The organism is Candidatus Edwardsbacteria bacterium (assembly GCA_031082425.1).
Taxonomy (GTDB): Bacteria; Edwardsbacteria; AC1; order AC1; family EtOH8; genus UBA2226.
This window is the reverse complement of the sequence record JAVHLB010000006.1, coordinates 168,276-181,918: the sequence shown is the minus strand read 5'-3', so window position 1 is coordinate 181,918 and position 13,643 is coordinate 168,276. Positions and strand designations below refer to the sequence as shown.

The 13,643-nt window shown below is 57.8% G+C and carries 14 protein-coding genes; all 14 read left to right on the top strand.

Annotated features, from left to right (window positions below; all coding sequences use genetic code 11):
• Window positions 1-58: 58 nt before the first annotated feature.
• The 14 genes from RDU76_07855 (at window position 59) to RDU76_07790 (ending at window position 13,637) form a co-directional block, all read left to right on the top strand.
• Complete coding sequence (locus tag RDU76_07855) at window positions 59-667, top strand: hypothetical protein (protein MDQ7798838.1); 609 nt, start codon at window positions 59-61, stop codon at window positions 665-667.
• Window positions 668-819: 152 nt separating this feature from the next.
• On the top strand, window positions 820-1,953 hold the full coding sequence (locus RDU76_07850) for a T9SS type A sorting domain-containing protein (protein MDQ7798837.1): 1,134 nt from the start codon (window positions 820-822) through the stop codon (window positions 1,951-1,953).
• 93 nt (window positions 1,954-2,046) lie between these two features.
• Entirely contained in the window at window positions 2,047-2,544 is a 498-nt protein-coding gene (locus tag RDU76_07845) for a hypothetical protein (protein ID MDQ7798836.1), read from the top strand.
• Between the two features lie 42 nt (window positions 2,545-2,586).
• Window positions 2,587-3,357, top strand: coding sequence for a 4-hydroxy-tetrahydrodipicolinate reductase (gene dapB / locus RDU76_07840; GenBank protein MDQ7798835.1), 771 nt, complete (start codon window positions 2,587-2,589; stop codon window positions 3,355-3,357).
• Between the two features lie 97 nt (window positions 3,358-3,454).
• On the top strand, window positions 3,455-4,201 hold the full coding sequence (locus RDU76_07835) for a tetratricopeptide repeat protein (GenBank protein MDQ7798834.1): 747 nt from the start codon (window positions 3,455-3,457) through the stop codon (window positions 4,199-4,201).
• Entirely contained in the window at window positions 4,198-5,352 is a 1,155-nt protein-coding gene (locus RDU76_07830) for an LL-diaminopimelate aminotransferase (GenBank protein MDQ7798833.1), read from the top strand. Before RDU76_07835 ends, RDU76_07830 begins: the two co-directional genes overlap by 4 nt.
• Before the next feature lie 55 nt (window positions 5,353-5,407).
• Window positions 5,408-5,767: a four helix bundle protein gene (locus RDU76_07825; GenBank protein MDQ7798832.1), complete on the top strand. Its 360-nt coding sequence runs from the start codon at window positions 5,408-5,410 to the stop codon at window positions 5,765-5,767.
• Between the two features lie 83 nt (window positions 5,768-5,850).
• Window positions 5,851-6,471 (top strand): hypothetical protein, encoded by a 621-nt coding sequence (locus RDU76_07820; GenBank protein ID MDQ7798831.1) that lies wholly within the window; start codon window positions 5,851-5,853, stop codon window positions 6,469-6,471.
• A 5-nt stretch (window positions 6,472-6,476) separates the two neighbouring features.
• Entirely contained in the window at window positions 6,477-7,205 is a 729-nt protein-coding gene (locus RDU76_07815; GenBank protein ID MDQ7798830.1) for a DUF2764 family protein, read from the top strand.
• On the top strand, window positions 7,202-8,968 hold the full coding sequence (locus RDU76_07810; protein ID MDQ7798829.1) for a V-type ATP synthase subunit A: 1,767 nt from the start codon (window positions 7,202-7,204) through the stop codon (window positions 8,966-8,968). The genes RDU76_07815 and RDU76_07810 overlap by 4 nt, the downstream gene beginning before the upstream one ends.
• Complete coding sequence (locus RDU76_07805) at window positions 8,965-10,269, top strand: V-type ATP synthase subunit B (GenBank protein MDQ7798828.1); 1,305 nt, start codon at window positions 8,965-8,967, stop codon at window positions 10,267-10,269. Before RDU76_07810 ends, RDU76_07805 begins: the two co-directional genes overlap by 4 nt.
• A gap of 3 nt (window positions 10,270-10,272) precedes the next feature.
• Entirely contained in the window at window positions 10,273-10,875 is a 603-nt protein-coding gene (locus RDU76_07800; protein MDQ7798827.1) for a V-type ATP synthase subunit D, read from the top strand.
• Window positions 10,876-11,331: 456 nt separating this feature from the next.
• A complete protein-coding gene (locus RDU76_07795; protein ID MDQ7798826.1) occupies window positions 11,332-13,131 on the top strand; it encodes a V-type ATPase 116kDa subunit family protein in 1,800 nt (599 codons plus the stop codon).
• Window positions 13,132-13,133: 2 nt separating this feature from the next.
• Entirely contained in the window at window positions 13,134-13,637 is a 504-nt protein-coding gene (locus tag RDU76_07790; protein MDQ7798825.1) for a hypothetical protein, read from the top strand.
• The last annotated feature ends 6 nt before the right edge of the window (window positions 13,638-13,643 follow it).

Sequence of the window (13,643 nt, the reverse complement as noted above, 5' to 3'; positions counted from 1 at the left end):
GACCAAAGGCAGTGATGGCAACAAAATGAAGAGTATCCCAGTAATTCTTCCGGCAGTTTTGGAAAAAAGGAGAATCGAATTCGAGCAGGCTTTGGCGGCGGCCCGGAAAAGGATCGGTGACTTTGCGGGAAAAAATGGCTGGGCACCTTTGGCCACTGAAAGTTTTGCCGATAGCTTTGTGGTCTTTGCCGACAAAGGAACGTTCGATGAAGCGATATTGAAAAGCGCCGGTTTGGACAGCGGCACCGAACTGCCCAAAACCTATTCGGCGGCTTTGGAGAACAGGATCTTGATGGCGGTGACCCCGGAGATATTCATAGAGAATTTTCCCGGGGGCAAAGAGGATGATTATTACCCCAAACTGCTGGCTCATGAAATGGCCCACCGGCTCCATATCAGGATATTGAACGGCAATGAGGAGGCCATGGGCCCGGTCTGGTTTTTCGAGGGGTTTGCCATATATGCGGCCGACCAGTTGAAATTGAAAGACTACCGGATGAGCCCCGGGGAAATATGGAGAACCATCGGGGACCCGGAACGGGGGGACTACCGGAAATACGGTTATATATTCAGGCATTTTGCACAAAAAGCGCCCCTGGACACCTTGATCCTTAGAGCGGGTGATGATGATTTCGCATCATGGTTGCAAACCTTGGGAAAAGAATAAAAAACAATGCAGTTTTTGTCGGTCAAACGCCGATAATATTTTGATATCTGGCATTATGTTCAACCGTATCGCATGCGGGCGGCCGGCCGGATGCCGCCGCGCAACAAAAGGTGATGTATAGTTTTAAGATAAGAAATCTCTTATGGGCTGCCGTGGCTGTCCTGGCCGGCGGGGCGGCGCTGGCTCAGGAATATCCGGCCTTCGGCCCGGAAAAGCAGGTCACTATCATCGGCCTGACCTTCGACGCCATGGAGCCGTTCATCTCCCCGGACGGGAATACCCTGTTCTTCAACTCCCTCAATTCCGGCGGCAACACCAACCTGTATCATGCGAGCAGGGTGAATGACTCGGTTTTCACATATGGCGGCCTGGTGGGTGGCATCTATGATCCCTCGCCCGATCACCTGGATGCGGTGGCCTCGCTGGATTCGGCCGGGAATTTCTTCTGGGTGTCGCTGAGAGGCTATCCCGCCGTCTTCGAGAGCCTCCACCGGGGGCGGTATTCTACCGGAGCGGTCACCGATACCACCCGGGTCTACGGGGATTTCAACATCGACACCCTGGGCTGGCTGATCATGGACGGCACCATCAACTATCAGGGCGACAGGCTGTACTATAACAATGCCTATTTCAACCTGGCCGAGCCCACCGGCATTCCGGAACAGGCCAGGCTGGGGGCGGCCCAAAGGATTGACGACAGCACCTTCAACAAACTCCCGGATACCGAGGAGATCTTCGCCGCCGTCAACGATACCGGATATTTGGTCTATGCTCCGCAGATAACCGGGGACGGGCTGGAACTCTATTTCACCCGGCTGCTGAAGAACACCATCAACACCGAGATCTGCCTGGCCCTACGCGCGTCCGCCGACCAGGCTTTCGGCCCCCCGGTGGTGCTCCATTCCAACCTCGGCTATGTGCCCGAGGCGCCGACCCTGACCGCCGACAAGCAGGCAATGTACTACCACCAAAAGGACAGCGCCGGTATTTTCAGGATATTCCTCCGCTACCGGAGTGGGCCGGTCGGGGTCGTCGTCGACGAACCCTCTCCGGGCCCGGCGGGGAATTTCAGGATCTACCCCAATCCGGCCCGAAACCTCATCCATATATCCTCAACCAGCCAGGCTGCCAAATACCGGGCGGTACTTTATACCATTCTGGGCCAGCGCTGCCTGGGGCCGACCAGTCTGCCGCAGCTAGACCTATCGGGGCTGCCCGGCGGCATATATTTTCTGAGGATCCAGGAAGGCAGCCGGTACCGGTCGTTCAAATTCGTCAAGGAATGAAAATATGATAAACCTGATAATCTGCGGGGCGGGCGGCAGGATGGGAAGAGGGCCTGAAATTTATCAGTAAAACCGTATTCAGGGGGAAAGCCAATGAAATTCAAAACAGCAGTTGTTTTCTTTGTGGGTGCGCTTTTCCTAACCACCACGGGAATATCCGCCCAAACACCCCCGGCGCCAAAGGAAATAGAGATCAGCGGCCGGTATTTTAAAACCTATAAAGTTGACGACATCAAGGTAAAGAACATCAAAGAACTGGGATCAATATTAGACCAGGTTTACGACAGTGAAATGGAGGAATCTTTCTCCCGTGGCAAAGCGTGGAATAGTTATGGCCAGCTTTTCGGAATTGTTGGTGGTGCGCTTATAGGTTATCCATTGGGGCAAGCCATGGCAGGAAATGAACTCAATAAGCCGGTTCTATTCGCCGGCATCGGAGTCGCCACCATAGGATTTGTTTTCGTAATGAATGCTGAAGAACATATCTGCCTTGCCGTGGAAAGATACAACACAGTGCTGTATGAAAAGCATAAGATCGGATTGAGGGCCGACCCATTCAATAAATCGGTATATCTTACCCTTTCCTGGTAATATAATGGTCAGCAAGGTTCAAATCGATCAAGGAATGAAACCATGATAAACATCATCATCTGCGGGGCGGCCGGCCGGATGGGCCGGGCCATAATAGACGCCTGCCGGGAAAATCCGGATTTCGCCATTGTCGGCTTGGTGGAATGTCTAGGATACTCGATGATCGGACAGAAATTCGGGGACACTCTGCCGGAGCTGTCGGCGGATCTCGGCAAAATAATAGACCAAGGCGACGTGGTGATAGATTTCACCTCGCCCGAGGCCTCGCTAAAGAACGCCCGGATCGCGGCCCAGCATAAAAAGCCCATGGTCATCGGCGCCACCGGGATCAACCCCGATCAAACGAAAGAACTGCAGGAACTATCGAAAAAGATCCCCCTGCTGGTCTCCTCCAACCTGTCCATCGGGGTCAACCTGTTTTATGACATCATCTCCCGGGCCGCCAGGATCATCCCCGGCAACTACGACGTGGAGATCATCGAATCCCACCATAAAAACAAAAAGGACGCCCCCAGCGGCACCGCCAAGAAACTGCTGTCCGAGATAACTGCGGCGCGGGGCGGCCAGCCGGTCTACCAGCGGGAGAGCTCCGGCAAACCCCGGGCCGAGGGCGAGATCGGGGTGGTCTCCATCCGGGCCGGGGATATCGTGGGCGAGCATACGGTGGTTTTTGCCGGCCCGGGCGAGCGGCTGGAGTTCACCCACCGGGCCCACAGCCGAAGGGTGTTCGCCGAGGGGGCGCTGGCGGCGGCCAGATTCCTGGCCCGGGCCAGACCGGGGATGTACGACATGAAGGACGTACTTGAAAAATAGACTCAACCCCAACCCTTCTCTTTGCTTCGACAGGCTCAGCACAAGCCCAAGAGAAGGGAGAAGGACGAGTTAAAAAAATAAAATCTATAATATTAATATGAAACACATCTTATCGATCCTGATCTTATCCCTGATCGCCGTCGGCTGCGTCGGCGGGACGCCCGAGGAGCATTTCGGGAAAGGGGTCCAGGCCTTTCAATCCGGCGATACCTTGAATTCCATCAAGGAATTCACCTATGCCATAAGCAAGGACCCCGGTTTTGCCGACGCCTATTATAACCTGGGGATCATCTATTCCAATCCCAAGCACCGCGCAGAGGCCATAAGATGTTTTGATTCGGCCCTAAAATATGATCCCAAATATGAAGCGGCCTATATTTCACTGGGCCAGGCCTATTTGAACAGCGATTCCCTGGACCGGGCCGTTGCCGCTTTTAAGCAGGGCCTGGCCAACTGCTCCAATCCGGCGGTATTTTATTCCAATATAGGGTATTGTTATCTGACCAGAACCATGCCCGATTCCGCAGTCAAATATTTTAACCAGGCTATCGCCTTGGATCCGGGCAATGCCGACAACTATTACAATTTAGCCTATGGCCTGACCCGGGAAAAGGACCTGAACGAATCCATCAAGTGCCTCCGGCTGGCCATAAAATATGATCCGCAGAAGATAGAAGCCTATTATCTGCTGGGCTCCAGATTAGCGTCCAAGAAACCGCGGACAAAAGAAGAGACCGGGGAAGCCATCCGGGCCCTGGAACTGTTTTTGAAGAATGATGCGGGGAGCATGATCCAGAACGACATCGCCAGGAAGAAGCTCGGCCTGCTGAGGGGGGATCAATGAGGATAATCGCCGCCGACCGGCTGCAAAAGCTGCCGCCCTACCTGTTCGCCCAGCTCAACGCCAAGAAGAAGGAGCTGCAGGATAAGGGGGCCGACATCATCGACCTGGGGGTGGGCGATCCCGACCTGCCCACGCCCAAGCACATCGTGGATGCCCTGTGCGCCCAGGCCGGCAACATCGAGAACCATTGCTATCCCACCTACGACGGGATGCCGTCCTTCCGCCGGGCGGTGGCCGGCTGGTACCGGAAAAGATTCTCGGCCAACCTCGACCCAAACAAAGAGGTGGTGGCCCTGATGGGCGCCAAGGACGGCCTGGCCCACATCTGCTGGGCCCTGTTCGGGCCGGGCGACAGGGTGCTGTGCCCCGATCCGGGCTATCCGGTCTACGCCGCCCAGACCATGTTCGCCGGGGCCGAGATCATAAAGTACCCGGTCCGGCCGGAGAACAGATACCTGCCGGTCATCTCCGAACTTCCCACCAAGGGGATCAAGGCCATTTTCCTGTGCTATCCCAGCAATCCCACCTCGGCGGTGGCCGACCTGGATTTCTACCGGGAGCTGGTCGAGTGGGCTGTCAAAAACGGGATCATCATCCTCAACGACGGGATCTATTCCGAGATCGCCTTCGACGGCTACCGGCCGCCCAGCATCATGCAGGTGGAGGGGGCCAAAGAATGCGCCATTGAGTTCCATTCGCTCTCCAAGACCTACAACATGACCGGCTGGCGGATAGGGATGGCGGTGGGCAATGCAGAGATCCTATCAGCCCTTCTCAGGATAAAGACCAACACCGATTCCGGGGTGTTCCAGGCGGTGCAGTACGCCGGGATCGCCGCCCTGGATGGATCGCAGGAATGCGTCAGGGACAACTGCCGGATCTACCAGGAGCGCCGGGACATCCTGGCCGCCGGGCTGAGGAAAATGGGGCTGGAGTTCGATCTGCCAAAAGCCACCTTCTACCTGTGGCTGAAGACGCCGGGCAAAACGGGGTCGATAGACTTCGCCGATCTTTTATTGGAGAAGGCCGGGGTGATGGCGGTGCCGGGGGTCGGCTTCGGGGCCAACGGAGAAGGATACGTGCGGATGGCATTGACCATACCCAGCCAGCGGATGAAGGAAGCGGTGGAGAGGATCGGGAAGATACTTTGATTAAAAATGCAAAATGCAAAATGTAAATTGTAAAATTAAAAATTCAAATTGAAAAATGAGTCTGCAGAAGAATGAAATATCAGAACGCCTGTTGAATTTTGCCGCCAATGTCATCAAGCTGATGAGCCCTTTGGCAAAAAGTGCTGCTGGTTTTCATGTTTCGAAACAACTAATGAGATCTGCGACATCGGCCGGAGCAAATTATGAGGAATGCTGCGGGGCAGAAAGCAAGAATGATTTCATCCATAAGATGCAGATCGTTCTGAAAGAATTAAAAGAATCATTGTATTGGCTAAGGCTCATCCGCAAGGCTCAATTAGTGCCGGACGCTCAAACAGAAGGCCTTTTGAATGAAGCAAACGAGTTGGTAAAAATAATTGCAAAATCTGTGATAACGGCCAAGCGGGGCAAATAATAAATTTGAAATATGCAATTTAATATTTGCATTTTGAAATATTAAATTGACCAGTCATGCTTCCAAGAAAAAGGAGAATATAAATGACCAGAACCCTGGGCGATATCACCAAGGAGCTTAAGGACGGGATAATCGAGCCGGCCAAGGGCCAGGCCGACAGGATACTGGCCGAGGCCAAACTTGAGGCCGAGGCCATCAACGCCGTGGCCCTCAAACAGGCCGATGAGACAGTATCCCAAGCCAAAACCGAGGCTGAACTAATAAAAAAGCAGATGGAAGCGGACATGGATACCGCCGCTCGGAATTTTTTGATCAAAGTTCAGGAAGAACTGGAGACCTCGGTGGTCAGCCCGGTCCTGTCCGAGGAGATCCGCCAGGCCGTGTCGGCTCCCGGGTTCCTGCCCAAAATGATCGAGCATGTTCTGGAAGCCTATGCCAAGTCGATAGGACAGGAGGCCAGGATAGAACTACTGCTTCCGGAAAAGCAGAAGAAGGAACTGGAAGCCTGGTGCCTGGAAAAATGCGGGAAGAAGATGCTCGGCCACGTGGACGTCCATTTCACGGATAAAATAAGCTTCGGCTTCAAACTGGGAGTGCAGGGAACGGGTACTCACTTCAATTTCAGCGACGGGCTTACCGAGGCCTTGTCCGATTTCTGTTCCCCCCGCTTCCGCAAGCATTTCTTTGCTCCCAGGGAGAAATAGGTCCGGTGGGCAATTATTATTACCTGATGTCCCTGCTGCCGCCCCTGCCGGCGGCCCTGGGCCAGCCCCTGGGGGCGGAGCTAACCTGGCTGGCGGCCCAGGCCCGGCAGAACATAGCTCCGGCCGACCGGGAAACGCTGGAGGTCCATCTGCTTTACGCCGACGTGGCCAATTTCATCGGCCGGGAGTCGGGCCGGGAAAAATTCCTGCCGGGGGGAAGATTGACCCCGGAGGATATCGACACCCAGGAGGGCCTGCCGGAGGTGATCCTGGATTTTCTGAAAGGCCAGGCTGGCGGCCCGGCCCGGCCATATGTCTACGATCAGTTATGGGAGAGGTATCACACCCTGGCCCTGCAGACGGCGGAGAGGTCCGGCAATGCCTTTTTGAAAAAATACCTACCCTGGGAGATCCAGCTGCGCAATGCGCTGACCGCCTGGCGGGCCTCTGCGGCGGGCCTGGACCCGGCCGGATACCTGGTGGCCCCGAACAATACGTTTTATAATTTTGATCAGCTTCTTTCTGGTCTCAAGGAATGTGACGGCCCGCTGGAGGCGGAGAGGTACCTGGACCGGGAGCGGCTGAAGTTCATCTCGGGCTGCCTGGACCATGACGGCTTTTCGCTGGGCGCCCTGCTGGGATACCTGTCGCAGGCCTATATATTTTCCCGGTGGCAGGATCAGGGAAAGCCATTCGACCTGGATAAAATAACATTTGCCGGAGAAGTTAAGTGACGGATAAGACCATAGGAAGAGTGGTATCGGTCAACGGGCCGCTGGTGGTGGCCGAGATCGACCCGGGCCGGGAGGTGGTGCAGAACGAGGTGGCCTACGTCCACTGCCAGGGTCAGGCCCTGAAGTCGGAGGTCATCCGGATCCGGGGCCGCCAGGTGGACATGCAGGTCTTCGAGAGCACCGCCGGACTGATGATCGGCGACCGGGTGGATTTCTCCGGACAGGTGCTTTCGGCCGTGCTGGGGCCGGGCATGCTGGGCAACATCTACGACGGGCTGCAGAATCCGCTGGCCCTGCTGGAGAACAACCAGGGATTCTTCCTTAAGCGCGGGCAGTATCTGGCTCCACTGGATGAGGAGAAATTGTGGGACTTTACGCCTCTGGTTAAAAAAGGAGACCGGGTCAAACCGGGTGAGTATCTGGGGCATGTCACCGAAGGCCTGTTTAAGCATCCCATCATGGTTCCTTTAATACTCTCGGGAAATTGGGAGATTCAACAGATATCACCGACCGGCAAATATAAGATATCTCACTCCATCGCCAAAATAAAGAATCAGGACGGCAGGGAGATCACGGTCACCATGAAACAGGAGTGGCCGGTGAAACAGCCCATGCGGGCCTACCGCGAAAGGCTGCTGCCGGACCAGCAGCTGCTGACCCAGTGCCGGCTGATAGACATCTTCTTCCCCCTGGCCGAGGGCGGCACCGCCTGCATCCCCGGACCGTTCGGGGCCGGCAAGACCGTGCTGCAGCAGATCATCTCCCGCTACGCCGAGGCCGACATCGTCATCATCGTGGCCTGCGGGGAGCGGGCCGGCGAGGTGGTGGAGACCATCCGGGAGTTCCCCCAGCTGGAGGATCCCAAGACCGGGCGCTCCCTGATGGACCGGACGGTGATCATCTGCAACACCTCCTCCATGCCGGTGGCGGCCCGGGAGGCCTCCATCTACACCGGGCTGACCCTGGGGGAGTATTACCGGCAGCTGGGCCTGAAGGTCCTGCTGCTGGCCGACAGCACCTCGCGCTGGGCCCAGGCTTTAAGAGAATCCTCGGCCCGGCTGGAGGAGATCCCCGGCGAGGAGGCCTTTCCGGCCTACCTGGAGAGCCGGATCGCGGCGGTCTATGAGCGGGCCGGGGTGGTCAAACTGCATAATGAGGGCACCGGCTCGCTGACCATGATCGGCAGCGTCTCCCCGGCCGGGGGCAATTTCGAGGAGCCGGTGACCCAGAACACCCTCAAGGTGGTGGGGGCCTTCCACGGGCTGTCGCGCAGCCGGTCCGACCAGCGGAGGTATCCGGCCATCGATCCCCTGATCTCCTGGAGTTTGTACCTCAAACAGATGGAGGAATTTTTGAACCGGCGCCATCCGGAATGGGTGGAGATGGTCAGGGAGACCCATCAGCTGATGGCCGACGGCAACGCCGTCCGGCAGATGATGCTGGTGGTGGGGGAGGAGGGCATCTCGCTGGACGATCTGGTCACCTATCAGAAATCGGAGATCGTGGACGCCACCTGCCTGCAACAGGATTCCTTCGACCCGGTGGACCGGGCCACCCCGCGCCAGCGGCAGATAGAGGATTTCCTGCTGTTGACCGAGATGGTCCGCCACCGATTCGATTTCGATAACAAACAGCAGGCCCGGGACCAGATGACCCGCCTGCAGAACCTGTTCTTCCAGATGAAGTACAGCCCCTACCAGGGCGAAAAATATCTGGGATACCGCCGGGAGATCGGCGCCATGCTGGGCAAGGAGGCAAGATGATCCAGGAATACGATCTGATCTCCCGGATCCAGGGGGACATCATCACCGTCCATGCCGCTGGCATCCGCAACGGCGAACTGGCCACCGTCAAGGGACAGGGCCGCTCATCGCTGGCCCAGGTGATCCGGCTGCAGGGCGACCAGGTGTTTCTGCAGGTGTTCGCCGGGACCCGGGGCATCTCCACCGGCGACCAGGTGCGGTTCCTCAAGCACCCCATGCAGGTGGCCTTCGGGGAGGCCCTGCTGGGCAGGATCTTCAACGGGTCGGGCCGGCCGATGGACGGCGGGCCGGAGCTGAGATCCCTGCCCAGGATAGAGATCGGCGGGCCGTCGGTCAACCCCATCCGGCGGGTGATCCCCCGGGGATTCATCGAGACCCGGGTGCCGATGGTGGACGTGTTCAATCCGCTGGTGGAGAGCCAGAAGCTGCCCATCTTCGCCGCGGCCGGGGAGCCCTACAACGAACTGCTGGCCCGGATAGGGATGCGGGCCAACGCCGACGTGGTCATTTTGGGAGGCATCGGCCTGAAATACGACGAGTACCTCAAATTCAAAATTTCCTTCGAACAGGCCGGAGTGTTGTCCCGGACCATCATGTTCATCCACACCGCCTCCGACCCGGTGGTGGAGCGGCTACTGGTGCCGGACCTGGCCCTGGCGGCGGCCGAGCAGTTCGGGGTGCAGGGGAAAAGGGTGCTGGTGCTGCTGTCCGACATGACCGCCTTCGCCGACGCCCTCAAGGAGATCGCCATCTCCATGGACCAGGTGCCCTCCAACCTGGGCTATCCCGGCTCGCTGTACAGCGACCTGGCGGCCCGCTACGAGAAGGCGGTGGATTTCGAGGGGGCCGGTTCCATCACCATCCTGGCGGTGACCACTATGCCGGGCGACGATGTCACCCACCCGGTGCCGGACAATACCGGCTACATCACCGAGGGGCAATTCTACCTGCGCAAGGGGGTGGTGGAGCCCTTCGGATCGCTGTCCCGCCTGAAACAGCTGGTGATCGGCAAGGTCACCCGGGAGGACCACGGCCATATCATGAACAGCATGATCCGGCTGTACGCCAAGAGCCGGGAGGTGGAGCAGAAGCTGGCCATGGGCTTCGACAAGACCCCGGAGGATGAACGCTATCTGGATTACTCCCAAAAGTTCTATAAACGGTTTTTGGACCTGAAGGTGGATATCGGGCTGGAACAGGCCCTGGACCTGGGCTGGCAGACCCTGGCCGAATGTTTTTCGCCGGACGAGGTGGGTATCAAGCAGGAGATGATAGATAAATACTGGCCCAAGAAGAATTGATCTATGCCGGAGAATATCAAGCTAAATAAGGTCTCCCTCAGGGAGCAAAAGCAGAAGCTGGGCACCTATCAGCGGTTCCTGCCGGCACTGGAGGCCCGGAAGCAGCTCTTTCTGCTGCAGCAGTCCCAGGTCCGGAAAGCCATCAGGGAGAAGTCGCTTCAGCTGGAGGCTTCGCTGAAAGGGGCCGAATCATTCTCGCCGCTGTTCCGGGAGATGGAGGGCCTACTGGTGCCGTTCCTGGAGATCGAGCAGCTGAAAAGCTCGGTCAAGAATTTCGCCGGCCTGAAGGTGCCGCAGCTGGACGGCATCGTCTTCCGCCAGCCGGCCTACGGCTTCTTCGACACCCCCTATTCCTTCGAGGCCGTCCGGGACGCGGCCCGTAATATAATCTACTTAAAGACCGAATTGAGATTCCTGCGGGACCAGGAGGCCCTGCTGTCCGAGGGGCTGCGCAAGACCAGCCAGCGGATCAACCTCTACGAACAGCGGCTGATGCCGGACTGCCGGGAGGCCATCCGGCACATCAACGTCTACCTGCAGGACCAGAGGGCGGTGGCGGTGGGGGTGGCCAAGGCGGCCAAGCGGCTAAGCGCGGTGTCGTTTTAGCAGTCGGTCTCTTTCCCCACTTTCTTCAAAGAAAGTGGCAAAGAACTCATCCGCCCAACGGCGCTTCGATGCCGTGATATCCGGCGGACTGAATTTGCCGAACACGCAATGTTATCCTGTGTAACTCACAGCAAATTCCGGGCGTCCGCCTGAGCCGAATCAGCACCGTTGAAGGCGGGGCACCGGGAACCAAACCTTGATTATTGGCCGCAGCAGCGCTGATGCGACCCGGACCTCTCCCTGCCTGACGGCTTCCCTCCCCTCGAGGGGAGGGAATGGGTGGGGTCGGTGGTACTGAAAGCAACGTCCGCCCCATTTTTCCTCCTACCAGGAGTGGGAAGCAAGCTTCCCTTCCCCTGCGGGGAAGGGGTAGGGGTTAGGTCGGTACCCAGCCGTCCGTGGTTTATTTCACAGAGACTTCTGCATATCAAATAAAATCCTTTTGGAGCACCTTAATTGTCCATCGCCCCCATGACACGGATCTACCTGGTGGGCCCTTCCCAGGCCAGGGAGAGGGCCATGGCCCTGTTGCAAAGCGCCGGAGTGGTGCATATCGACCTGCCCAGGGAAAAGGTTTCCAAGATCGCCGACCTGCCGGAGCTTAAAAGAATAGATGCGGTCCTGAAGGCGCTGGACAGATACGCCAACCGGGACGGCATCTCCGATGATCAGATACCCGACGATCAGCTGGTCTCCCGGGTCGAAACATTGACCCACCGGCTGGGTGAGATATCCGCCCGGCTGGCCCACCTGGAGAATATGATATCCGACCTGGAGCCCTGGGGAGACTTCGACCCGGCTCATGCCGAAGAGCTCCGCCGCCACGGGCTGTATGTCAACCGCTACCGGGCGGCCCAGAAGGACCCGGAGGCGGTAAAGATCCCCCAGGACGCTTATCTCCAGGTGGTGTCGCAGAAGAAATATCCGTTGTTCTTCGTCATCTCCCATCGTCCCGAGCTGGAAATACCACAGGCCGTCCTGCTGGGCTGGCCCGAGATGGGCCTGGAGCAGGCCCGCCGGGAACAGCAAAGCTTGACGCAGCAGCAGGAGATGGTCGGAAAAACCCTGGCCGGGCTGGCCGGCAGGAGGGAGGCGGTCAAAAAACAGTATACAGAGGCGCTCAACCGGGCGACCTTGGAGCACGGCATCGCGGCCCTGCATTCCCAGGAATATCTTTTCGGGCTGGAGGGCTGGCTGCCGTCCGAAAATGAATCCCTTTTGCAGAAAACAGTCAGCGACAGCGGCATCCCCTTAAAGCTGGAGATGCGAAAACCATCGGACGACGAACAGCCGCCGCTGTTGCTGAAGAACAACCGGTTCATCCGGCGGATCGAGCCGCTGTTAAAACTCTACGGCCTGCCCCAATACCGGGACATAGACCCCTCGTATTTCTTCGCGCCGTTCATGATACTGTTCTTCGGCATCTGTTTAAGCGACGCCGGTTACGGGCTGGTCTTCCTGCTGGCGGCCCATTTGATGGAAAAGAAGCTGGGGCCAAAAAATCCCGCCCTTATTCTGCCGTTAAAACTATGCCAGGCCTTCGCCGTCTCCACCATCGTGGTGGGCTTGATCACCGGCTCGGTGTTCGGCTACGAATTCGCCAGCCGGCAGTGGATACTGTTGGACGTTTCGGTGGGGGTGGGAAACCCCATGCTGTTTTTCTACCTGGCCCTGGGGCTGGGGGTGCTGCACCTTTCCTTCTCCTATCTGCTGGGGATGCTCCAGGCTTCGAACTTTCAGGGCGTTCTGCAGAAGCTGGCCACACTATTGGTCCTGTGGGGCGGGGTGACCCTGGTCAGCCGCAACATCTGGTTTGCGAGCGCATCATACGGCCAAATGCTCTATTTCGCCGGTTCGGGGCTGATTACCCTGGGGCTGTTGCTGACGCTGCTGTTCTCCTCCGATCACAAGAACTGGCTGGCCCGGATCGGCCTGGGCCTGTGGAGCATCTACGGGCTGACCGGGCTGATCGGCGATCTTTTATCCTACGCCCGGCTGTTCGGGCTGGGCATCGCCACCTCGGCCATCGCCTCGGTGATGAACCAGCTGGCCGGGATGGTCTACGGCTCGGCCGGGCCGGTCTTGGGCATCCCGCTGGCGGTGCTGATACTGATCGCCGGCCACAGCTTCAACCTGGCGCTGTCCATACTGGGAAGCACGGTCCATTCCGCCCGGCTCCATTTTGTGGAGGCTTTTAAGAATTTCTTCCAGGGCGGGGGCATAGAATACAAACCCTTCAAAACCGAAAGAGGATAGACATGAAAAAGAAACTTTTGATCCCGGCCCTGTTCCTGCTGTCGCTGATGGCCGCCGCACCGGCCCTGGGCCAGGAGGCCCCCGCCACCTTCGGCTGGGCTCCGCTGCTGGCCAAGATGGCCATGGGTTTAAGCCTTTCGCTGGCGTTGACCGGCTCGGCCATCGGGCTGGTGATCTCCTTCCAGGCCCTGTTGGCCGGGGGCGAGGAGAACTTTTACAAGAACATCGCGGTGGCCCTGATGCCCTCCACCCAGGGGATCTACGGGATGGTGATATTCTTCACCAATCTCAACGGCTTCGCCACCGATCCCTACACCGTGGCCGGCAAGGCCGCCATCGCCAGCGTGATATTAATGATCAGCGCCTGGTACCAGGGGATCGTCTGCGCCGCGGGGATAAAGAGCATACAGGAGGGGAAGAATACGCTGGGGAACGCGCTGGTGGCCGGGGCCATGCCGGAGACCTATGCGGTGTTCGCTCTGGTGATGACGTTTATATTGAAATAGATGGTT

Excerpts from the sequence above, each read along its gene's own strand:
- RDU76_07845 (MDQ7798836.1), top strand. The coding sequence starts at position 2,047 with ATGAAATTCAAAACAGCAGTTGTTTTCTTTGTGGGTGCGCTTTTCCTA.
- dapB (MDQ7798835.1), top strand. The coding sequence starts at position 2,587 with ATGATAAACATCATCATCTGCGGGGCGGCCGGCCGGATGGGCCGGGCC.
- RDU76_07835 (MDQ7798834.1), top strand. The coding sequence starts at position 3,455 with ATGAAACACATCTTATCGATCCTGATCTTATCCCTGATCGCCGTCGGC.
- RDU76_07830 (MDQ7798833.1), top strand. The coding sequence starts at position 4,198 with ATGAGGATAATCGCCGCCGACCGGCTGCAAAAGCTGCCGCCCTACCTG.
- RDU76_07825 (MDQ7798832.1), top strand. The coding sequence starts at position 5,408 with ATGAGTCTGCAGAAGAATGAAATATCAGAACGCCTGTTGAATTTTGCC.
- RDU76_07820 (MDQ7798831.1), top strand. The coding sequence starts at position 5,851 with ATGACCAGAACCCTGGGCGATATCACCAAGGAGCTTAAGGACGGGATA.
- RDU76_07805 (MDQ7798828.1), top strand. The coding sequence starts at position 8,965 with ATGATCCAGGAATACGATCTGATCTCCCGGATCCAGGGGGACATCATC.
- RDU76_07800 (MDQ7798827.1), top strand. The coding sequence starts at position 10,273 with ATGCCGGAGAATATCAAGCTAAATAAGGTCTCCCTCAGGGAGCAAAAG.
- RDU76_07790 (MDQ7798825.1), top strand. The coding sequence starts at position 13,134 with ATGAAAAAGAAACTTTTGATCCCGGCCCTGTTCCTGCTGTCGCTGATG.